Origin of the sequence: Coprococcus sp. AM100_B19A (assembly GCF_027662015.1) — a bacterium.
Classification (GTDB): domain Bacteria; phylum Bacillota; class Clostridia; order Lachnospirales; family Lachnospiraceae; genus Allocoprococcus; species Allocoprococcus comes.
Genome location: NZ_JAQDKN010000019.1, coordinates 1 through 23,968 on the forward strand (window position 1 = coordinate 1; position 23,968 = coordinate 23,968).

Annotated in this window: 15 protein-coding genes; all 15 read right to left on the minus strand. The window is 40.7% G+C overall.

Annotated elements, in window-relative coordinates; genetic code table 11:
- A partial coding sequence (locus PGQ33_RS14715) for a contact-dependent growth inhibition system immunity protein (RefSeq protein ID WP_270205986.1) occupies positions 1 to 540 on the minus strand: 540 nt, incomplete at its 3' end.
- A gap of 66 nt (positions 541 to 606) precedes the next feature.
- Positions 607 to 9,963: a DUF6531 domain-containing protein gene (locus tag PGQ33_RS14720; RefSeq protein ID WP_199669453.1), complete on the minus strand. Its 9,357-nt coding sequence runs from the start codon at positions 9,961 to 9,963 to the stop codon at positions 607 to 609.
- A gap of 191 nt (positions 9,964 to 10,154) precedes the next feature.
- The gene (locus PGQ33_RS14725; protein ID WP_117980794.1) at positions 10,155 to 11,429 is read right to left on the minus strand and encodes a sensor histidine kinase; all 1,275 of its coding nucleotides are present in this window, start codon (positions 11,427 to 11,429) and stop codon (positions 10,155 to 10,157) included.
- A complete protein-coding gene (locus PGQ33_RS16885) occupies positions 11,426 to 11,869 on the minus strand; it encodes a LytR/AlgR family response regulator transcription factor (RefSeq protein ID WP_330663292.1) in 444 nt (147 codons plus the stop codon). Before PGQ33_RS16885 ends, PGQ33_RS14725 begins: the two co-directional genes overlap by 4 nt.
- Positions 11,818 to 12,135, minus strand: a complete 318-nt coding sequence (locus PGQ33_RS14735; RefSeq protein WP_233543005.1) for a response regulator — start codon at positions 12,133 to 12,135, stop codon at positions 11,818 to 11,820. The genes PGQ33_RS16885 and PGQ33_RS14735 overlap by 52 nt, the downstream gene beginning before the upstream one ends.
- Positions 12,136 to 12,540: 405 nt before the next feature.
- Complete coding sequence (locus tag PGQ33_RS14740; RefSeq protein WP_006426967.1) at positions 12,541 to 13,101, minus strand: hypothetical protein; 561 nt, start codon at positions 13,099 to 13,101, stop codon at positions 12,541 to 12,543.
- 80 nt (positions 13,102 to 13,181) lie between these two features.
- Complete coding sequence (locus PGQ33_RS14745) at positions 13,182 to 15,443, minus strand: glycoside hydrolase domain-containing protein (RefSeq protein WP_117980793.1); 2,262 nt, start codon at positions 15,441 to 15,443, stop codon at positions 13,182 to 13,184.
- A gap of 170 nt (positions 15,444 to 15,613) precedes the next feature.
- Positions 15,614 to 17,305: a lysozyme family protein gene (locus tag PGQ33_RS14750; protein WP_006426969.1), complete on the minus strand. Its 1,692-nt coding sequence runs from the start codon at positions 17,303 to 17,305 to the stop codon at positions 15,614 to 15,616.
- Between the two features lie 29 nt (positions 17,306 to 17,334).
- Positions 17,335 to 17,685 carry a hypothetical protein gene (locus PGQ33_RS14755; protein WP_006426970.1) on the minus strand — a complete coding sequence of 117 codons (351 nt, stop codon included), beginning with the start codon at positions 17,683 to 17,685 and terminating at the stop codon, positions 17,335 to 17,337.
- On the minus strand, positions 17,685 to 20,015 hold the full coding sequence (locus PGQ33_RS14760) for a VirB4-like conjugal transfer ATPase, CD1110 family (protein ID WP_199669452.1): 2,331 nt from the start codon (positions 20,013 to 20,015) through the stop codon (positions 17,685 to 17,687). The genes PGQ33_RS14755 and PGQ33_RS14760 overlap by 1 nt, the downstream gene beginning before the upstream one ends.
- Entirely contained in the window at positions 20,008 to 20,448 is a 441-nt protein-coding gene (locus PGQ33_RS14765) for a PrgI family protein (RefSeq protein ID WP_270205987.1), read from the minus strand. The genes PGQ33_RS14760 and PGQ33_RS14765 overlap by 8 nt, the downstream gene beginning before the upstream one ends.
- A gap of 3 nt (positions 20,449 to 20,451) precedes the next feature.
- On the minus strand, positions 20,452 to 20,883 hold the full coding sequence (locus PGQ33_RS14770; RefSeq protein ID WP_055215240.1) for a DUF4313 domain-containing protein: 432 nt from the start codon (positions 20,881 to 20,883) through the stop codon (positions 20,452 to 20,454).
- Positions 20,884 to 20,888: 5 nt separating this feature from the next.
- Positions 20,889 to 21,731, minus strand: a complete 843-nt coding sequence (locus PGQ33_RS14775; protein ID WP_171027960.1) for a hypothetical protein — start codon at positions 21,729 to 21,731, stop codon at positions 20,889 to 20,891.
- Between the two features lie 87 nt (positions 21,732 to 21,818).
- Positions 21,819 to 22,136: a hypothetical protein gene (locus tag PGQ33_RS14780; protein ID WP_006426976.1), complete on the minus strand. Its 318-nt coding sequence runs from the start codon at positions 22,134 to 22,136 to the stop codon at positions 21,819 to 21,821.
- A gap of 87 nt (positions 22,137 to 22,223) precedes the next feature.
- Positions 22,224 to 23,948, minus strand: coding sequence for a VirD4-like conjugal transfer protein, CD1115 family (locus tag PGQ33_RS14785; protein WP_179976722.1), 1,725 nt, complete (start codon positions 23,946 to 23,948; stop codon positions 22,224 to 22,226).
- Between the last annotated feature and the right edge of the window lie 20 nt (positions 23,949 to 23,968).

The window sequence follows — 23,968 nt, forward strand, 5'->3', positions numbered from 1 at the left end:
CATATAAGAATCTGTATGACCATCACCAATATTTTTATAATGCTCATTTGGAATCGAATAACTAATTATTTTCCCCTCTAATGTTTCAAATCTTTCTGTTTCATCAATTCTAATTTCACATGGTTCAAACATTTTTTTTATAAACAAGCCCAATTCATAATCCGACATTTCTATAAAATTAATATAATCTTTTTCTTCCGTTTTTCGCGAATATCCCCCTCTATTATTCCGTTCCCATCTTCTAATTTCTAATTCATCTCCATTTTGTTTCAAATCAATTCTTTGATAATTCTTGGAAAATGTTGGAAAACTTTTATATTTTGTTTGTTTCCAAAAATTGTTTAATTGAGATTCGTCTACTTTTGGGGAACTTTCTGCAATTTTTATTCCTTTTCTAATTGCACAGCCTATCTTATCTATTGTTTCTTCAGCCATAATTTCAATTGTAGGTTCGATAGAAATATAACATCCCATAAACCTTTCAATGGCATTAGGCACAATTAAGAAACCATATTTTTGATTATAATATACAGAAATCATATCCGTTTTCTCCTCTCTATTACTTAAGGGGAATAAAATATTCCCCTTAAGCTATTTACTTTGCTATTATTTTCCTACTGTAATAATGAGTTTAACACCTTTATCAATACCATGTTTTGTAGCATTATTAACTGCATTTATCTGAGCTTCGCTTAATGTTACATTTGGAACAACTACTTGTAATTGTCTACCCACTATTTCTTCCGCATTAACAAATTTACCATTAAATGTTTCTCCTATAAATCCTGAAACTTTATTAATGTCCTTGACAATTACCTTTTCCAATTTATTACCATTTTGATAAGTCTTTGCACCTAAGTCTCGGCTTTTAACACTAGTCACAACACCATTTTCTACTTTATCTATGGTCGGGAAATTGTGTCCCAAGTTATTTCCCATAGCTTTGTCAATAATATCTCCTCGCTCTAATGGTGGTTTTTCCCAAGTGCCTTCTGGCAATTTTGTTTCGGTTACTTCTGCAACTAATTTTTTAAACGATTTATCAATCCCATCATTATGGGTACTTCCTGCACTCCTTACTACATTCAAAAGTTTCCCAGCCCCATAACTAAGGCCACCCATAACGCCACCTGTCACTGCTCCTGCAATACCACCGACTAACGTATCTTTTGCTACTTGTTTCAGACTATTTCCAGACAAACCTGAATTCACTGCACTATATGAAGCTCCACCAATAGCTCCAATAACTGCTCCTGAAACCATCGCCGTTCCTAAGCCACCCATTGCTGGCAATGCTGCCAGAACTGCTCCTGCAGCCAAACCGCCTGTTGCAGCAACTACAAGACCAGAAACTGTAACCGCAGTTATACCAATGGCTACTTTTTTCACCGCATTCCAGTCTACTTTTCCAAGCTTATCTGTAATACGATTTGTTGTCGTACACATATGTCGTACCACTTCTGAGCGGATTTCTGCCGTTCTTTCTGAAACATAGGATTTGAAAGATGTATAAGTTTTTCCAATTTTCTGTACCCCATTGCTTACAGAACGAATAAACTGACTTCCTCTGGATGTGATCTTTTGATATGTACTGCTACTGGTTACACGATTTTTCACAGATTGATATGTCTGTTTTGCATGTTTAGCTGCATTTTTGGCAGTTTTTGCTACCCCCTTCACTGTGTTAACAATAGTTTTTGCTGCTTTCTTAGCTGTATTTACTACTGTTTTGACTACCTTTTTCGCAGTATTAACGATTTTCTTGCCGACACTCTTGACTGCTTTCGCTGCTTTTTTAGCTGTACTCTTAATCCTGCTCCACAATGAATGTCCTGTCGGATCACTGTAATTCAGCGGATTATTGGTCGTATAATCGTAGCGGTTTCTGGTCAATGGATTTTCTGTCGTTCCAAGGTCACTATCTTCAGTTGTAAAGGTTCCGTTCTCTGCGTTATAGTATCTTGCCCGCAGATACTGAAGTCCTGTTTTTACATTTGTGGACTCCCCATTGTAACCGTAGTAATTGACACCGTCTGCTGTTCCTGATGTAAGGTTACCGTATGAATCATACTGATAACTGTTCGTCAGATTAGCTGTTTCGGTCAGGATTCCGGTCACGCTGTTTCTTCCGTCATATAAATAATAACTGCTTTCTTCCGATTTATCAACGCTTACCCGTTCTCCGATTCCACTTTCTCCATAAGTATAAGCCTGACGTACTTTCTCGTCTGCTCCATACTCTGCAAGGACTTCTGTATTCTCGCGATTGATATCGTTGATATACTCTGTCAGTGTGTATCCTTTGGCATTGGAACCGCCTTTTACCAGAGAGGCAAGCTGCTCTTTCGGGCTGTTTCCATCTTCGGTACGCTGGTTCGCCGGGATCAGGACTTCATCGCCATAGCAGTCTTCCCATTTATAGGTGTTATCAAGTTCGAATACCCGGTTGTTATCTCCATCGTACATGGCTGCCATCAGGACTGTTCCACCCTGTTTTACTACTGCCAAACGATTCTCTGCTGTGTATTCATAAGTAACCGGATCTGCACTGTTTGTCTTATCACATTCCTGGATCAGATTGCCATCTTTATCATAGCTGTAGGTTGTTCCCGGATCGCCCCAGATCTTTGCATTGGTGCGTTTGATGAGCTGGTTGGAATCGTTGTACTTATAGTTATATTTTGCTTTGCTGACACCATCCTCGATCTTCTCGTAAGAGGTCCGGTTTCCAATCTTGTCATAAGTATAATTATGGACTGTCTTTTTACCGCCCTCTGCTTTTTCTGTACAGCGTGTCAGTTCCCAGTTGTCATCGTATTCATAGGTACGTGTCGTCTGGATCTCTTTTTCCTGATGCTCACAGTCTGCTTTGTCTGTCTCTTTCTGTGTATCGCCCCAGTTGTACCAGTCTTCCCAGCTTGGCGTCTTTCTTGTTCCAGCTTCCAGTTCCGTAGCTGTTTCTCCAACTACATATCCCTGATCATTGTACTTGTACTCATAAGTACTGATTACTTTGCCGCAGGAACCACAGGTATTCACAATCTTTGTGATATGATCTTCTGCATCGTAAGATACTTCCGTCTTTGTTCCATTACTTCTAGTAACTTCTGTCACACGGTTCAGTGCATCATGCTTGTAAGTGGTTACTTTTCTATTACGGTCTGTCAGTTTTACCAGATTATCATTTAAGTCGTATTCATAGCTGATCTTTGTCCCATCCGGGTATACGATTGCCTGCAGATTATCTGCGTCATCATAAACGTAGCTGACATCCTTTTTCGAACCGCTTGTCACTTTGGTGATTCTTCCAAGTGCATCGTATTCGTAGCTGCTCTTGCCTGTCTGATCCTTCATGGATACCCGTTCCCCGGCACTGTTATATGCGTAGGTCACGTCCTTTTCGGATGTCTCGCCTTTTGCGTCCTGATAAGATTTCTCCAACAGGTCATTCAGTTTGTCGTAATCATACGTGGTTTTCTTGCCGCTTGCCTGTGTATGTCCGGTCAGTCTGCCTTTTTCATCATAGTCGAATTTCTCCGTTCTTCCTGCCGGATCTTTGATGGATGTCAGGTTGCCTTCTAAGTCATAAGTATAATTCGTTGTCTTATTTGCTGCATTGGTGAAGGTCACCAGGTTATCCATGTTGTCGTAACCATAAGTTGTTACACCGCCAAGGGCATCAGTTACTTTGGTCAGGTTGTCATTCTTGTCATATTCCAGATGGCTCTTTAATCCGGTCTTATCTGTAACAACCTGAATATTCCCATGTGCATCGTAATCAAATCCCGTTGTGAATCCACGCTTGTCTGTAATAGAAGTTACCCTGCTGTCCTTATCATAGGTATAGGATTCCTTCTGCCCCAGTGCATCGGTCTCTTCTGTTACACGGTTGTCTTTATCGTAGACTGTCTTTGCAACATAGCCCATCGGATCTGTTACAGATGTAACATTATAATTCTTATCATATCCATAGCTGGTCTTTCTTCCACCCGGTTTGGTGATCTCAGTAATATTTCCTGCCGGGTCGTAAGTGTAAGCAGTTATCTTACCAAGCGGATCAGCTGCAGAAGTCATCTGACCTGCCAGGTCATAACTGTAGGTATTGCTCCGTCCAAGCGGATCTGTCTCCTTCACCAGATTGCCATACTTATCATAAGAAAAGCTGGTTGTTCCATCCAGTGCATTGGTAGAAGACTTCATGTTATGGAGCTTATCGTAAGTATAAGTAGTGGTACTCTTTAAGCTGTCGCTTTCTTTTACCACGTTGTCCACTTTATCATAAGAGAAATTTTTAGTATAACCCAGTGGACTGGTCATACTCTTCAGACGTCCGGCTTTATCATAACTATAGGTATACTCTCCACCATTCGCCTGTGTCATCTTTGTGACATTGTCATTCAGGTCAACACTGTACTGTGTCTCATTTCCCTTTGCATCCGTTACAGAAATGACATTGCCATGCTTGTCGTAATCATATTTGGTAACTGCTCCCTTTGGAGAAATCTGTTCCGTCATGTTACTCAGGCTGTCATATTTGTATTCGGTAATGAGTCCCATCGGATCTTTTGATTTGGTAAGATTTCCAATGGCATCATAACGGTATTCATTTGTTTCTTTTAACGGAGAAGTCTCACCGATCTTGCGGTCCAGTTCATCATACTGGTAGGTTGTCGTATTTCCATTTCCGTCTGTCTGGGATACGAGATTGTCATTTTTATCGTAAGCATACTTGGTAACCGTACCGTTTTCATCGACAGATTCCGTCACATTATCATTTCCGTCATACTTAAAGGTGCTGGATGCTCCCAGTGGATTTGTCTGAGAAATAACCCGGTCTTTCTTATCGTAAGCGTATTTATATGTGGCTTCCTCTTCTTCTGTCATGGATAACTGGTTGCCGACTTTATCGTAGGTAAAGGTTGTTTTATGACCTTCCGCATCCGTTACCGCTGTAATGCGGTCCATAACATCATATTCATAAGATGTGATACTTCCGTCTGCTTCAGTAAGTTTCAGGAGTCTGCCGTACTGATCGTACTTGTATGTTGCTGTCCTGCCAAGTTCATCGGTCTGTGTCAGTACATTTCCGGCACCATCATAAGTATAATCCATACTGTTTCCACCATTGTCGGAGGAATGGATCAGGTTGCCTGCTCCGTCATATTGATAGGTAATTACGAGTCCCTGTGCATCCGTACATTTTACAAGCTGTCCGATGGCATCGTACTCCATCAGCACCTTGTCCCCTGTCGGCAGTATTATGGATGTGTTATTTCCCTCTTTATCATACACATAACTATACGCATTGCCGAGGGCATCTGTCATCTTTGTGCTGTTGCCCTGTGAATCGTATTCGTAAGTGGTCTTTCCTTTCAGGGCATCCACCGTCTGTTCCAGATTGTCGGTGGAATCATATTTCATTGCTGTAATGTTGCCCTTTGCATCGCTTACCGATGTCATGTTTCCATTACCATCGTAAGTCATGGTACTGGTATTTCCATTTTCATCGGTAGAGGATACCAGATTTCCATTTAAGTCATACTTCATGGATACGGTATATCCAAGGGCATCTTTGGATGTAGTCAGATTTCCTGCCTTGTCGTAAGCATAAGTATCTGTTCTTCCCTCTTCATCGGTAGAAGATACCAGATTTCCTGCTTTATCATAAGTATATGTGGTAGTTCCACCTTCTGGGTTGGTTTCACTTAAGCGGTTTCCTGTATTATCGTAGGTATAAGTCCAGGTTCTTCCACTGTCATCTGATTTTGATACCAGATTGTCTGCCGCATCATAAGTATAAGTGGTAACTGCACCTAATTCATCTGTCTCTTTAGCGAGTCTTCCGCAGTTATCATATTCCTTGGAATGGCTGCTTCCATCTCCATAAGTAATCTTGGTTTCATTTCCTAATGCGTCATATTCATATTTGGTTATATTACCAACTGCATCTTTGGACTGAAGCACCTGTCCAAGAGAATCAAACTTGGATACGGTTGCATTTCCATTTCCATCGGTATATTTTTTCAGATTTCCTGCTTTGTCATATTCATAGAGCTTTGTTCCAAAATCTTTATTACTCTCTTCTATGACACGTCCCATGCTGTCATACTTATAAGTAATTGTATTTCCTTTTGCATCGGTTGCTTTGACCTGCTGATAATTCTTATCATAAACGTAGCTGATCTGATTTCCTTTCGGATCTGTACCACTGGTCATGTTGTACATCTTATCATAAGTATAAGTGGTGGTATTCCCCAGTGCGTCAGTACTTGCTGTAATATTTCCCACACCATCCAGCGTATAAGCGGTCACACCGCCATCGGCTGCTGTCTTGGAAGTCAGATTGCCATTCGCATCGTAACTGTTCGAGGTTACATTTCCAAGTGGATCTGTCATGGTAACTGCACGATTCATCGCGTCATACGTGAATCCCCATGCTGCTCCATTTCCATCCACATATCCGGTCATGTTCGGTCCGTCATACGAATACGTTGTTGTGACACCTCTGCCGTCTGTCTGGGATACCATACGATGTTTGTCATCGTAAGTATAGGTAATGGCTGTTCCATCCGGTTTTGTAGATGTGACCATATTTCCATTACCGTCATAACTGTAAGTAACCGTTGCTCCGTTATATCCAGTTGCACTGGTCAGCTTATTCTGCTCATTATAAGTATAAGAGGCTGTCTTTCCATCCTCTCTTGTCTCCGTTGCTACATTGCCAAATGTATCATAAGTGTAAGTTTTTGTTCCGGCTGCTGTCGTTTCGGAAGCAAGCTGATTCTCTGCATTATAAGTCTTTTCACAGGTTGTTCCATCCGGATATTCAATGGATGTTGTGCGGTACTGATCATCATAATGATAAACGGTCTTATTTCCTTCGTTATCCGTTGTTGTAGTAGAACTCTTTCCGTACTTGAAAGTTGCCGTTCCTTTTTCTGCATCAGTCTGCTCTACAACTCTTCCTTCTTTATCGTAAGTATTCTTTACAACCGTATTGCCATTCTCATCTTTCCAGCTTGTCATACGGCTGTCATCATCATATTTGTACTCTTTTGTTGTTCCATTCGGATCTGTTACAGATATCAGATTTCCCTGCTCATCATATTTGTAAGAAACTTTTCCACCATCTGGAAGAGACAGTTCCTTGATATGCCCGAATTTATCCTGTTTTACCCCGAATGTTTTTCCGGATGGTGTTGTAATCTTACTCAGATTATAATCATCGTCATAATCTAATACTGTCTTAAATCCATTCACATCCGTTACATAACGTAAAATTCCATATTTATCAAATGACCAGACGCTCTGATCCGCATCTGTCAGTTCCCATCCGATGTAGTCATGGTCTGTATCTTTATAGCTGACTGCTTTTAAATCATATACATAACCATCCGGAGCAGTGTAGCTTCCATCTTCATTCTTATCAAAGATCAGATAACTTCCGTCCCCTCTCATATACAGAAGACTTCCGTCCTCCATTTGAGAAAGTGACTGGTCATAGTTAAAGCTCCATCCACGTCCGAACATGGAATGCTGGTCTGTTCCTTTGGAATTGTAGCTTCTTGTAATGGAGAATTCTCCATTCAGTTCATTCATCGTCGCATCGGACTGATCCATGTAGAAGTTACCAGTATTTAAGTTGACTGGTTCAAATCCAAATTCACAGTGCAGGCCTCTTCCCATCAATGCTCCGTCAATCCGCATCTTATCCTGATCGGTAAGCGGTGCAGGACTATATGGAACATTTGTCTGTGGGTTACGGATAAAGATCGTGTTATTTGCGACTACCAGTGCGTCCATAACCTGATTGTCTTTCATAATGTTCTTAAGCGGAACACCATAATATTTTGCAATCTTCGGGAATGTATCAAACTGCTTCACTTCATAGATCACAAAGCTGTCACTGGTCACTTCTTTTCCTGTTTCCAGCTTTCCATCAATCTCTTTCGATGCTTTTGCTTTGATCTTATAAAGCTTGTCCTTCGTCAGCCCTGAATACAGTGCACTCTGCCAGTTGGAATCTTTGCTGTAATACTTATTCGCCTCCGGGAACTGCTTATTGTATTCAGTACTGTCTGGATAGGAATACAATGGTTTTGCATCTGTTTCGTGATGTTCTTCATTTTCCTCATCTGGAAGCAGATAATATTCTACTGTAGATTTGCTCTTTGCAATTCCGTCTGCAAATACGGCATCAAACTTCAGCTTTCCATTTGTATTCTTTTCTGTCATCGGGCGAAGCAGGATCGTTGTTTCATCCAGTGACATATCTCGCAGATATGGATCTTCAGCCGGTGACCACTGGATGCTGAGTTTCGGTCCATAAACGGATGCCCTGTTATTCAGTACCTCACACTGCATAGAAGCTCCAAGGTTATTTGCCTCGGCAATGGCTACCAGTGCAAATCCGTTATTCGCATGAGTTCCCTGCACCCAGTCATTGACCAGATCTTTGACGTCATAATTGATATAGCTGTTCCTGCTGGTACTTGCATTCTGTACATCCTGAAACGTAAGATTTACTGGTTTTGTTTTCCATGTGATGGAGGTGTTCCACGACTGATCTACACGATAAAGTCCAAACTGGGATGCACCACCACTGTATGCAGTTTTCTGACTGACTGCAAATGTTGCACTGTCAATTTTGGAATCTTTCGGAATCTGACTAAAATTTGAATTTACTTTGATATAAGTCCGGCAGTTCTGGTGTGCAGTACCAAATCCTGCAAGGTTCCCAGACTTAATACCATCATCAAATCCGACATACGGATAATTGTTGTCACCAATCTGACTGGTAGGACTTCCCTCTTCCACACCGATCATGTTAAAGGAACTCTTCTGAATCTCTACTGGTGTCGGATCGATCCTGACCGGATACTGACGTTCTTCTGCCGAAAGCCAATCCCTATCTGGTTTTACGGTCAGGATTGTTTTTCCATCTTCTTCCCGAAGTTCCAATGTGATCAGGAAACTGATTTCCCCGGCAGCATCTTCCATTGATGGCGTCTCCAGAAGATACTTCGCATCTTTGATTGTCTTCCCTTCCGGATAGATATAGACCTGATTGTCTTTTACTTCTGCCTGATACCCCGGAATCTGCAGCTCGTATTCATAGACTTCCCTGTCTGTTGGCTGCTGAAGTACGATATCTTCCTTAATGCTGGAATCCAGTACTGTATACTGAACATCTGCGCCCTCGTAAACTTCATTATAAAGGATCGCATTGTCTTTAATAACGGAATGTGTATAATCTCCATCTACCGGAATGATCCCGATTCTGGTCTTTCCATTTTCAATCGTTACACCATTCTCTTCTGACATCTGTTCCGGAAGAAGGATAGCATAATCGTTTGCCTTGTTCTGATAAACTTCTGTTTTCTCTTCCTTTTCTTCAGTTGCCACTACACTGCTGGCTTCCTGTGCTTCTTCGGATGCCGGAGTATCTGCTTCTTCTGGTTTTACAAGTGTATTATCAACCAGCTCGGTATCTCCATCCTCATTCTTATAAGTTCCGACATAACCTCCATAAACGGTTGTATACTGCTTGTCCCCTGTCTTATAAGTCTTGGAAATGGCATCATAATCAATCAGTTCACCTTCCGGTTCTTCTGGAATCGGATAGTAATCCTGTGGTTCTTTCAACTCCACTTCTTTTTCCTGCGGATTTTCTTCTGTTTCTTCCGCTGGAGTTGTCTGTTCTTCCTGCGTCTCTGTATCTTCTGATGGCGTCGTTTCATTTTGTACGTCCGCATCAGACTGCTGACTCTTATCTTGTTCTCCAGATGTGGAATCTGTAATCCCTGCTTCCTCTTCCGTCAAAGCCTCTGGTCTGGAGAAATCTGCATTCTTCTGTACATCCTCAATGGCCTCTTTTGCCTGTACAAAAATAGGCTCTGTTCCCTGTAGTGCCATCAGGAGTGCAAGTACTAAGGCTATAGCCGACTTTCGAAATCTCTTCATAGTCTCTTTCTCCCTCTTGTAATCTTTTTCTATAATTCCTTTACAAAATAACCGCTACCCTCCTTTTTTCTGACTTTGGCACTACTATAATCTAAAAAATCACAAAATTTTCATAAATGGTAAAAATGCCCCTTGAGGTGGCAAAAATAGACGAAATCGGTCGAAAAAAATAGTAAGACACCATCGCCTTACTATTTTTCATCTAATTTCATATATAATAATATTTTCACTTGAAAGGATTTCTCCGTATGGCAGATCTCCATCTGACCATGATATTTTTCTACTACGAGTTTCACATTTTGTAATCCTATTCCATGTCCTTCTTTCCTGCTTTTCGTTGTCAGATAAATTCCATTCCGCACTTTTGGTGTATCTTTTATGCTATTCTCAATCTGGATATTCATGATTCCTTTTCCATAATACATCTGAAACGATAATCTCCTTTCATCTGAAGCTGCTGTCCCACGAATAGCATTATCCATAAGATTTCCCACTATTATACTTATATCAAATAATTCTTCCCCTATATGATTCGGTATTTCTACAGAAATCTCCGGATTTTCAATTACTGATTTCGAATCTTCCAAAATATAATTCAGCAGATTATTCATATTACGGTTTTCTGTATATAAATGATGACATAAGGCTGTTCCGGCTATATTCTCCATTTGTTTCAGATACGATAGAATCTCTTCATTTCCTCCCGTTTTTGCCATTGCCCCTATTGTTGTAAGATGGTGCTTGTAATCATGATGTATCTTATTCAGCCTGTCCTGTGATTTCATCATCATCTCCAGTTCTTTTGCATACTGGCTCATCTGAATCTTCATCTCTTCCTGTTTTGCTGTTTCAATATAACTTTTCTGAACCTCATCGTGCAGATAAAAAATAAACACATTGATAAACAGTAAGAATAATACAATCGTAGACCGCACACCTCTTCTGTCTGGCAGCAATATCCTGATACAGACTATAATACTGATCACCGGGACAGAAAGCATAGCAAGCCAATGACGGTTCTTTATATAATAACTTCTCTTTACATCCACTTTTCTTTCAATAACAACTTCCAGTAAAAAGAATATAAAATTTCCCATTACGATAGTTCCCGGTCCCATGTGATGATGCACCGGATTTCTTGCAACCGCATACCGTTGAAAGAGCACGATTGGAATCCCATTACATAAAATTCCCATAATATATACCATAAGTGTATTCCAGACATGATGTTGCCAGTCTGCCTGATATGCCACTGTTATAATTAACAGAGCGATCAGCTCAAAGATCAGATCTCCGTACATCGTTCCCCACTGCATACTTCCCCAACAGGAAAGCAGATACGCGCAAAAATATGCAAATAGCTTTTGTGTATCCTCATCTTTGGGATACAGGATGGTATTGTAACGGAACACAGTATAAATCCAGAATAATTTACTTGTCAGATAAGTGATCAAATGGATATTCATAATCTTTTCTTCTCCGTTTGTAATAGTCTTTCCCTGACCTTCTTGCGATTTGCTTTACTGATACTGAGACGTGTCTTGTCTTTCATAACCACGTTGTCATATTCGTAATGCTCCACGTGTTCCATATTGATGAGATAGGACTTGTGAATCAGTAAGAAATATTCTTCTGTTACATCCGCTACATCCTTTAATTTTCCTCGATATTCAAATTCTTTTTCCGATGTCACGATATGTACTCTTTTTCCCAGACTATAAAAATACAGGATCTTGTCATAAGAAATTTTGTGGATTCCTTTTGTATCTGTATATTCAAATATTTTCTTCCGTTCTTTTAACAGTTCACGTAATTCACCTATTACCCGGAAAAGTTCTTCCTCTCGGATCGGCTTTACAAGAAAATCAAATGGATGCGGAATAATTTCATTGCATATTCCTGATATGTTGAAATATAGGTAATCTGCAGTTCTTTTCCATAATTTTTCTTTCGTATCTCCGTTCCGATATCAATTCCATTCTCATGTTCCAGACAAATATCAAGGAATAACATATCGTAGGATTCTTCTTCTAGTCTGTTAAGAAGCTGCACCGCAGAATAGTATATTTCTACAGATATATGGCAGTCATTCGCTTTTCCATAATGGAACAACTTCTGTTCTAACCAATTACACAGGATGATATCATCATCACAGATTGCAAGTTCCAGCATATTTTCTCACCCTCAGTCTTTCGTAACACGACAAATAGGGAAAAGAATCCCCTTCAATTCTTTTCCCGAATGGACATCACTAATTTTGTGTCATTTTTCCGATGCAACAGCACCACTTCCTTTGCTGTCTTATTTTGTCCTCTATATAATAAACACTTGAGTAAGAAAAAACTGTCGCCATTTTATAATTTATTTATACTTTTTATAATTTATTTGTATTTTATCCAAATATAACAGCAATAACTAATAATGTCACCCCCTGCATTATTCTTTTTATTTTTTGCGTCATTTGATAAAACATCAACGTTTTTGATGAAAAAAAGGGGACTGGCAAAACCAGATCCCCTCTTTAAAATACATGCTCTTCTCTAAAAGAATGATAAATCCACCATCCTCTGCTTATTTTTAAAAACTTTTTCCTTTTTTACAATACTTATAAATATTAAATGGTTTTTCTTTTTTTTCAAATAAAATCCCTGTTGTTTTAATAATTTTTATAAGTTCATCCGACTCCATATCTGTCGTTTTAAATATAAATATTTTCTTTTCATTTGTTATGAAAAAAAAGAAGTTTTTATATAAGAACATTCTATCAATATTTTTAAATTCATAAATTTGATCTTCATCTATTTTAATTGCGTTTTCATCGATATCCACCGTTTCATATCCTGATCTACCCCAGACAAATTCATGAACATTTTTTTCAAAATTTTTACCAATCATTTGATACCAAATAATCCAAGCCACACAAGCCACACAAGTTCCAATCCCTATTCCAAACATCAAATAACTTTCCGACAGATAACAATTAATCGACAGTAAAAATTCTACAGGTGTAAAAATATAGATAATCATTCTACTTTTCTGTCTTGTTTTAAATAATTGATTAGGAATTATAAACCCAAGCGAAAGCATTCTTTCTAATTCTTCCCTATCCTCATCTGACACAATTGATTTAATATGCATTCTTCTTAATCCCCCTTTTGCCAGAGGTCCTCTTTATAAAATCGAACCTCTGGCCATTGTCTCTTTTATTCTTTTACAATTTACAGCGCTTGAATCAACAAACCAAAAACAGTACCTGCTCCAGCTGAAAATAAAGCAATAATTGACGGAATTGCATTTACAACTAATGCACCCGCAAGAACTAATATTACGGCTCCTGCCAGTATATTACTATGCTCTTTTGTGAATTCTACAACATTAAATTCAAGACCACTATTAGAATTTAATGTCATTGTAAAAATCAAAGCAACCGATATTGTCCACTCTTTTTCCTCTTCTGGCAGCAAATCTGATGTACTAAATACAATGGAAAACTCTACACTATTGGCAAAAACATTATTTATTTCAAAAGCAATATTACCAGATTTAACCGATAAAGCAATTTTTTCTATCGTATTTCCAAAGTTATCTGCTCCCTCTATACCTGTATCTGATAAATTTGATGAAATCTCCATAATTTGATTTTTGCAAGTTTGTGTCAATTCTCCATCATTTCCTATATCCACTTTTATATTATAAATTTTACCAGTTGAACTTTCAAGCGATGTGGATATTTTAGTAGAAATATCAATTGCTCCTTGAGGACTCATCATTGTTCCCAGTGAAATTTCCTTATCATACTCCACACCCACATCCATAATTTTATTCAGATAACCAAGCGGCTCCATTACATTATAGACATATTGATTTCGTGCTATTTTTACCTTTGCCCGAAGATTTTCTTGCGCTATTTCCTCATCTGTTTTTGTCGATACGGCATCGAACTTTTTAAATCCAGTATCTCTCCCTGAATATGCATCTTTATCCAGCGGAAACGAAGGTGATGAAGAAAATGAACTCAACTCACAAAATTGATCAAACGCCCAGTTCTTCGGCATCGAATATCCCAAATTACAGCTAAACCCAGTCGACATATCTGCCACAAAAGATTTACTTGCCAATCCTGCTTCATAAACTTTAGTGCATACATATCTTGGTGCATAAATGCCGACTTTATAGTTTTTATCATTTGTCGAACTAAAAAAGATCATGTGAATCTGTTCAAAATAAGGTATAATAAATGTATCAATCTGATACGAATAACAATCAAAATCCACTGCAAAGTATATAGTCGTTCCACTTGGTATGCCGATTCTCTCAGCCGCTAAAATTGCCGTCTGAGCATCAACACTTCCCTGTGATGGATCTTTAAAATAGTTTAATTCATATCCTCCATCCTGATATATCGGGAATACCGATAATCCTGCATTTTCAATGTTTTTCACTTCTGTTGATGTCAAATATTTCGGTGTATGTTCTTTTCCAACAGAACCTGTCAGATAACGTCCTACATGAGTATACCCTGCATTTTTTATATCTAATGCCTGTTGTTTATTTAATACTGTTGCACAGTCACACGCTTTTGCTGCCCTGTTTGTATCGCCTTTACTCGTAAGCAATGATTTCATAGTAGAAACATTTACTTTTCCTTTTGTTACAAGTCCAATTCCTGTCAGACCATAAAACTCCTGAAATTCTGACACCTTTGACTCTGTAGTCGAATCAAACACGCCATCGAATCTTCCCGGATTATATCCGTTAAAATATAGTCCGTATTGAGCAATCTTATTAAATGGAACATATTTCGTCGAGTTCTGTCCGTTCTGTAATGTACCCGGAAACGCATTTGTTGTTGCATCGCCAAAATTAACTGAATTCAAATCTGTAATTAATTCAGTTGTAACTCCTTCAGCCGCCTGCAATGCACCAACTAAAGACAAAATTGTCTGTCTTGAGGCAATTCCATCACAAGGTCCAACACCAATAACATCTGACCAGTCACTATTTAATTGCTGTTGAATAAGAACAATATTGGAATCCCCACCAGAAACCTTTGTAAACCAGTTTAGGGATAACAATCCAGACCAAACTTTCCAATCAATTTTGCCCGTAACTTCCAGTCCTGCATTTTCCTGCATCTTTTTAACTGCATTTACTCCTGATGTATAATAAATTCCAGTAATTCCTCCAGCAGCATATCCTTTGCAAAACAGAGCACACTGAATCAAGCATACATTAACCTGCGGAGTATCATTCGGATCCATTTTTGTAATAATGGCTAACTTCTTCATGGTATTAATAGTAAGTGGTCCAACCGTTCCTGTAATCGTTGAGATTCCATTCTGAATCTGAAATGCACGAATGATTCCCTGCATCACGGCTGTTCCGGTCTTTCCATCTTCATCCAGTTTTACCCAATCCTTATGTCCACCAAACATCGCATTTAAATATTTTTGTGCTGCTTTTACATTCTGATCACTCATATTCACTACCTCCTAATTCAAGTCAATTATAAAGATTTCTAACTCTTTATATGTCTATCACTAAAAGTTACAATAACAATTTATCAATCAACTGTGCCTATTTTGTGACTATTTTCCAAAGAATTCATTAACTCCCTTATAAAATCCTTAACAAATTATGAAAGAAACCATCAATTTATCACCCCATATCCCATTATAGAACTGTAATCTACTGCATAATTTCTCTGCCGTACCTGATCACTGGAATTTCCCTCAATCGTGTAAACTCTTCCACCTTCACACTTTTCTACTATTCCTACATGATCCGATGTTCCATCATGATCCCAGTCAAAAAAGATGATCATTCCAGCTGTCGGAGTTGTTCCGCCACTCTGCCACTTATTCTTTCCCTGAAACCAGGACACTCCATCACTGCACAATGAGAATTTAGGAACATTCCCACTTGCAATCAGACCGCTCTGATCCGCACACCAGCTTACAAAACAGGCACACCATTCTACCCGACTGTCAAATCCGTACCAGCTCCAGAACTTCTGACCGCCACTGTTTCCAAGCTGCCCCATTGCAACCGACACAATCTGCTGATTACCAAACAAACCAGCAAACAGGCTGCCACCGGAATAATACCGCATCACATGGGGAACGTATTGGGGATCTCCGTAACTGCTCCATCCATGCGAAGCTGCCTGTTCCTGTGAAAACTGCAATGCATTGGCTTCTGTATAACCGCCTCTTTGCAATGCCCATCCTATGTAGCCATTTCCATAGTTATATCCCTGCCATGCAAGTTTCAGCTTGTCCAGATCCTGTGGACTGCTGCATCCTGCCTGTCTGATACAGTCTGCAAAGGTCTGTACTCCAACCTCTATCGAATAATCCGGATCAGTAATAGAACCAGGAGTGTGTGGGAATCTTGTATTATATGGACTTTCCGAACACTGCATCGGGTCTGTTCCCCTGCCTCCAGATTCCTGCATCATGATGGCCTGTATCGCAGACACATATTCCGGAATGCCGTATTGGGATGCATACTGCTGTATCACAGAAGTATACGCAAGCACTTCTTCACTTAGGGATTCGGAGCTTTCCGAATTACTGCTGAAAGCTGCTCCTGCAATGATTCCCACAATCAGAATAAATACCAGAAGAAATGCACTACCTCCGGCAGCAATCCATTTTCCCATTTTTTCAAGAGCTACTACCCCTTTTTGAATCGCTGCTGTAATTCCCTGTACGGATAACTTTGAACCCTTTCCAGTTACCTGAAGGACTGCTTTTCCACTTTCTGCCGATGCCTGTGCTGACTTTCTTGCCATCTGGGCTGCTCTTGCTTTCTGCATCGCCTGAAGACTTTTTTCCATCTGCTGTTTCTGCATGGATGCCTGTGTCTTTATTTTTTCTTGAGACAGACCGGATACTTTTACCACTCTCGGTGCTGCTTTCACCTGCCGTTTACCATTCTCCTTGGCAAGTGCTGCCTGCTCCGGTTTCAACTTGATTAATTTCTTTCCGCTTTCTGCCCCCTGCTCCATTGCTTCTTCGGCAGCTTTCGCTTCTTCCTGTCTGCTTTTTCTTTCCTTTATCTTCCTGTAGGTCACTCCAGCAAGTTTTTTTCCACCTTGATATGTGGTTTTCCCTATACTTTTTCCTGCCACACTCGCCGCTCTGTACTGTACGGATTCTATTTTTTCAGTTCCATACTGTGTTGGGGATTCTGACTGCCCACTGCTTTTTTCATGTAGTTCCCTTGGCTTTTCTTTTGCTTCCAGAACCGCTGAGCGAACCAGTTCTTTCGGAAGTCGGGCAGCCGGATTTCGAATCTTCGGATTCTTATCCCTTACCCGTTCCTTGATATCTTTCATCCGGTCACCCTCTTTCCGTATCTCTTATCTCATCGGGCAACATCCCGATGTTTCTTTTTTTCCTGCTGTTTCTGCAACTGCTCCACCTGTCTGATTGCCTCATTTACCAGTGGATGTTCGTTGTAATATGGCACAAGTTCCAAGTCTCCCCTGTCTTTTGATGACAACGGTAATGGATATTCCATGTCTGAATAAATTGATTCTGGATCATGAATAGAAAACTCAATAGCCGGACACATATTGGCAGATGTTCTACAATATTTCTGGTACTTTTTATATGCCTCTTCCAGCGTTCTGCATTTTGTATATTCTCCTAAATCATGGAACTCACCGCACTCTGCAGCATAAAAAGTTATCGTTACTTCTTCTTTTTTCTTCATTATGATTCTCCCGGTTTTGTTGTCATTAGTTTATAAAGGTCTGTATTCTTTGGGAACGTATTCTCAAATGGTACGATATTCCCAGAGCAACGGATTAGGCCACTGCCAACCGATACATTTGTAATATAGGACAGTTGGTTTTCGGAAATATTCAAAAGAGCTGCCAATTCTTCCCTGTCTGTACTTGCCTGATTCAAAAGAATCAAAAACTCACTGTTTGCCAACATCAGTCTTGCAGTGTCCGATTTCAGAAGTTCCTCAACATTTTGGGTTAAACCTGTCACGAATCCATTGTATTTTCTGATTCTCTTGTACAGTCGGTAGAAGAAATTTGCACTGTATTCATAGCGGAATAACAGATAGAACTCATCGGCAAATATCCATGTCGTTTTTCCTTCTTTCCAGTTCTGAATTACCCTGTTGAAAATACTGTCTAAGGTAACCAGCATTCCCAGTGGCATAAGCTGTTCCCCCAGTTCCCGGATATCATAATCCATGATCCTGTTCTTCTTATTCACATTGGTCGGCTGTGCAAAGGTGTTCAGGCTTCCATTGATAAAAAGTTCGGATGACAGTGCAAGTCCCCTTGCCTCTTCTTCCGGCTGTAACATCAACTGTCGGTACATATCTTTCAATGTCGGAACTTCTCCGGTATAACCACTTCGGATATAATCCCGGTACACATCTGCAGCACAGCGGTCCAGAATCGACTTTTCTTTTGCCGACAGATTTCCTGCTCCAACCAACTGCTCGAACACAGACAGGATAAACTCCGATTTTTCAATCAGTGGATTCTTTTCATTGCCGTAGGCTGCGTCCATATCCATTGCATTCAGATGATTGTCTGATGTCGCAGATACTTTTACAACCTGTCCGCCCAGAGCCTCTACTAATTTTGTAAATTCGGACTCCGGATCAAGAATCAGGATATCGTCATCGGTACTCAATGCCAGATGCACAATCTCTTCTTTTGCCGAAAAGCTCTTTCCTGATCCACTGACGCCCAACCGGAAACTGTTTCCATTCATCAGTTTCTTCCGGTCGGCTACCAGAAGGTTCTTGCTGACTGCATTCTGCCCATAATAGATACCTCCCGGCTGCAGGATTTCCTGTGTATGGAACGGGATTAAAACAGCCGTTGATTCCGTTGTCAATGTACGCAGGGCATTGATCTTTCGCAGTCCGTAAGGAAGCACTGTATTGAGTCCGTCCACTTGCTGCCACTTTAATGTTGCCATCTGACACAGATGCTTTCTTGCGATTGACAGAATCAGTTCCGTATCGGAATCCAGTTGCTTTTTGCTGTCTGCCAGATGTACCATTGTCAAAATCCCGAACATCATACGCTGGTCTCTGGTTGTCAGATCATCGAGCATTTCCTTGGTTTCTTTTCTCTGAAGTTCCATATCGTATGGTACGATTGCCGAGAAGTTATTATTAGCGTTCTGCCTTCTCTGCCAGTTGGTCACGTTAGTTTCCACACCAAGCAGTCGGTTCTGGATTTCCCTTACCGCTTCATCCGTAGGGACTGGCAGGATGTCAATCGACAACATCAGATTCCGGCTAAAGTCACACAATTCTGAAATCATGTCATCTTTGACATAACTTGCATAATCCTGCATATACAGGACTCTTCCGTATCTGTCACCGATTTTAAAATGGTCACGTTCAAATTCCATAGAATCCGGACACATCCAGTCTTTGAAGCTTGTCCCCTTCTTGGCAAATTGTTTCAGATCAAACGGAAATGCCTGTGGGACATCTCCCTTGAAGAAATCCCTGAAAATCTGGAGCCGGCTCTCTGCGTCCAGTCCTTCTGCTGTGGACGATAACTTTGCCAGATGTGTTACGATGTCTGTTCCGATACGTGCAAAATAGGTTCTTGCATCATCAATCGATCTTTTATGTACACTGACGGTCAGATACCGTTCCTGATAGATGCTGTTGTTTGTTCCTGTAATCTTAGACAGGAGCATTTCGTTGTATTCTTCCCGATAGTGGTCCAGTCCATCTTCCTTCATTGGAAGCAGAATAGACTTTTCGAATTCTTCTTTATTGATTCTCCGATTATTGATGGTAATTTGGGCAGAAATGCCGGAATCCAGTGAATTTAAGAGTTCAGAATAATCCAGAAACATTTCTGTCTTATTGTCCTTACTCGCAATATAATAGTTGATATCTGTAAAACGATATGTTTTTGAGAATTTCGTTCCCTGTTGAAAAATTCCATCCGGCCAGATTCGCTGGATGGGAATTGCCTGTTGGACGGATTTCGGAACTTTGAAGCGTTCCTTATCCATCCGAAGTGCCTGACTTAAGGTTTTAATCAAAGGCATCACTCCTTCCCTTGCGTTTCTTTCTCTGTTTTGCTTCTGCTTTTTGCTCCCGCTCTTTTATGATTTCCGCTCCATCCTTTTGATTCTTTTCTCCCAGCGAGATGGTCTCCTGCATGCAGGAGTAGTAGATATCTTCCGACTGAAACACCAGTTTCTTCGGATACAGCAATTCGGATTTGATCACTGCCCATAAAAACTGTTCGGCTGTCATACCATGATATTTGAAAAAGCCACAGGCAGCAAATGGAGCAGCACCAAGCGCACACAGCCATCCGGTTATTTCCTGTCCGGTAATATCACGCATTCCAAAGTAAATTCCGATTGCTGTAAGAATCGCAAGAACAGAACACACACATTGTCTCAGGTCCAGTCCCATAAACATGGATTCTTGATAGTCCCTGATTTCTTTGTTCATCTTTACTTCCATAAATTATCGTTCCTCTCCCCTGTTTTGTTTCTTCGTTTTCTGTGGTTTTTCTTTCGGTACTTCTATCCCGGCAAATCTACAGTGTTCCGCAACGCCTTCCGGATCAAATTCCGCAAGTCTTGCAAGGTCAAACGCTACCTTCTGATAGGTTGCATATCCTGATCTTCCTGTTTCATTCAACACTTTTCCAAGTTTATGTTCCTTGATAAAATGAAGCATATCCTTGGTAAAATCTCCTGTTATAAAAGCCTCATTTGGCTCTAAGAACTGATAGGGCAGATTAATGGTTACATCTCCAAAATCTTCCCAGTCTCTCCCTTCCTTATGGCAGAGTCCTACATATAAATTCCCATTGTTCCGATAAGAGCTCACTCGTATCGCTACTGTCTCACGTCCGAATTCCCAGTTATATCTTAATGTTTTCTTTGTATCCATATTTTTTAACCTCCAAGTCCCATCATTTCTCTGACAATACGGTCAGATGCCTTAATTGCTCCAACCAGCACCAGTAAATTGAATACCAGTTCTCCTACATAGTTCCACACGATTGTAACTGCACTCAGCTCCGTATCTCCCACTGCCGGAGGACTTGCCGCATAAGCAGAAAAGATAATACACGCCAGTGCAATAATTGCCCCTTCCAGACACACGCCTATATAAGAACGGATAAAGTTCTTTCCAATAGACTGCGTGGGTTCTCCTGCAAACGAGGAAATCGGAATCGGGGCGATTGCCGTATACATATAGATTTTGAACATTCTGCCATACACTGTCAGGATCATCACAAATGACAATACGGTGATCAGCAGACTGCCAAGCAGTGTGACAATCCACAATGGAATGGATTCCAGCATTCCCACACTCTCGATCTTATCTACAATCTCCGTTGGCAGTTCCGTCACGCTTCCTGCCATACTGGAGCCACTCATTACGGTTGTCACGATTCCTTGCACAATGGAAAACAGTGCCTGCATAAGTTCCATTCCATACGTGATTGCTCCCTGAGCAAGTGCAAACCGGATAAATGCTTTTAGCACATGTTCCGGCTTTTTCAGATCTGTAAAACTGCCACACGTTTTAATGATTCCGGCTGCAAAAAACAACACCAGTAATCCATAGGCAATAGCTGTCAGTGCATCATTGATATTGGTCATAATCCGCCAGATGCCGCCGCCTTTAAAAGTTGCCGGATTTTCAGTAAGCAGTGTCCACAGTTCTGCCATCTTTTCACTCCATGTAGACAACGCAGAGTTCAGATTCTGTACAATCCAGTTATCGCTCAAAAACTTTCACCTCCCTGAACATACTTTTGAATGCAGGAGTACCTTCCGGCACTCCTGCTGTTTCCTGATATACTTTTTCAAAGAGGCTTACGCCATAATCAGATCCAGGATTTCTTTGGCGAACGTAATAATTACTCCTCCGGCCAGTGTCAGAAATCCATTTGCCCTCTGGCTTGGATCATGGCTTTTTAAAGACAGACCAACCTGCACAACACCAAATCCAAGCAAAATCAAACCGATTGCACGAATCAGGGAAAAAATAAAAGTAGACAGGTTATTGATAACGGACAACGGATCACCGGCTGCGAATGCGGTCGTTGCTCCAACCGTTACGGTCAGTACCAGTGCCATGTAAAGGCTCATCCACTTTTTCTGTTTTCTCCCCATCGGCATCGGGGTTGTCATTTTTTCAGTTGTATTCTTTTTTGTTCTATTCTTTTCTCCTGTGAGAAATTTCTTCAATACACATCACTCCAATCCATCAAAAAACTGCTATTCACCAAGGATGTCTTCGGTAGACAGCAGTTCGTAGTCGTCTAATCTGTTAATGTCAATCTTTAGGTCGTCGTGAGCCAGTGGTGTTTTCGCATAATCATAAGGCGATGCACCACCGTCCTCTGTGTATCTGAAATTCACATGCTTTTTTAAATCATATTTATCGTCCATGATCGGACGCTCCCCACGAATAAACAAAATCGCTTTGCGGTTATCTAAAAGCCGTATTTCATCCGGTGTTAAAAGTTCCCTTCCAGTCTGCTGATAATTCACCGAATAGCTGCCGCTACGCCCTTTTGTCTGTCCGTAGGTATTGGTATCCAATGTTTCTTTTCCCAATAATTCCGAGACATACTTATGTCCTTCTTTTTCATTTCCACCCAGATATAAAAATTCATCGCAGTTGCCGATCAGACTCTCATACGAGTCTTTAAATAAGGCTTTCATCTGTGCGATATTCTGGATGATGATACTGCAGGAAATCCCTCTGGAACGCATGGTTGCCAGAATCTTGTCAAAATCATCCGGCAAGGCTACGTTTGGCCATTCATCCATAATGCAGTGTACCGGAATTGGAAGCCTTCCTCCGTACTTCCGGTCTGCCACATAATACAGTGTCTGAAACAGATTACTGTAAATCATGCCGACCAGATAATTCATGCTGGTGTCGGCATCCGGAATACAGCAAAACAGTGCTACTTTTTTCTCCCCGATACTGTATAAGTCCAGTTCGTCTGTACAGGTCAGATTTGCAATCTGTTTCAGGTTAAAAGCTGCCAGACGGACACCAACCGAGATCAAAATAGACTTTGCAGTCTTTCCGGCTGCCTGCTTATAAATGGCATACTGCTTGACCGCAATACTCTCCGGGTCCCGCATTTCCAGTCTTTCAAACAAAATGTCCAATGGGGACTGGTAATCCTCATCATCTTCTTTGACCTGAGCGCTTCCAAGCATTTCCATGATCATCGGAAAGTTCTGTTCTTCCGGTGGAGCCTCATGCAGCAAATACAGCATAAGTGCCTGTAAAAGTGCAGTCTCGGACTTCTCCCAGAACGGGTCTGAACTCTGCGCTCCCTTCGGTGTTGTGTTGCGGATCAGGTTATTGATCAGCTTCAGTACATCCTTATCATCCCAGACATACGCAAACGGATTATAACACCAGGAAGTCTCCGGATTGATCAAATCAAAAACCCGGACTTCATATCCATTCCGTTCCAGAACACCTCCGGTTTTACGCAAAAGTTCTGCCTTGGGATCAGTAATCACCATCGAACAGTTGCACTGCATGATGTTTGGGATTGCATACGTCCGGCTCTTTCCAGCTCCTGAACCTCCGACTACCAGCACATTTAGGTTTCGTTTGTGCTTATAGCCGTCCAGTCCCATACGGAAATGCTGTGTTAAAAGCAGATTTTGCGTGTATCGTTTTTCGCAGTAACGTCTGCAGATTTCGGACACGTTGCCCCATTTTGCGGAACCATGTTCCACACCTCTTCTATAATTTCTTTTTTGGGATTCATAAATACCAATGCCTAAGAAATAGGCTGCTGTGAATATCAGAATACATTTGAACGTATACGGTGTATACGTGATAAAAAACGGCTGTTCGAGTTTTTCGCTCAGCGTTTCTAAGATTTGAATAAAATTCTTATCCGGTGCAATGGCACAAGCGGTAATCGCTGCCGCCCACCAGACAAATGGCAGAAAGACAAGACACAGAACCAAGTCCTGCTTTTTTT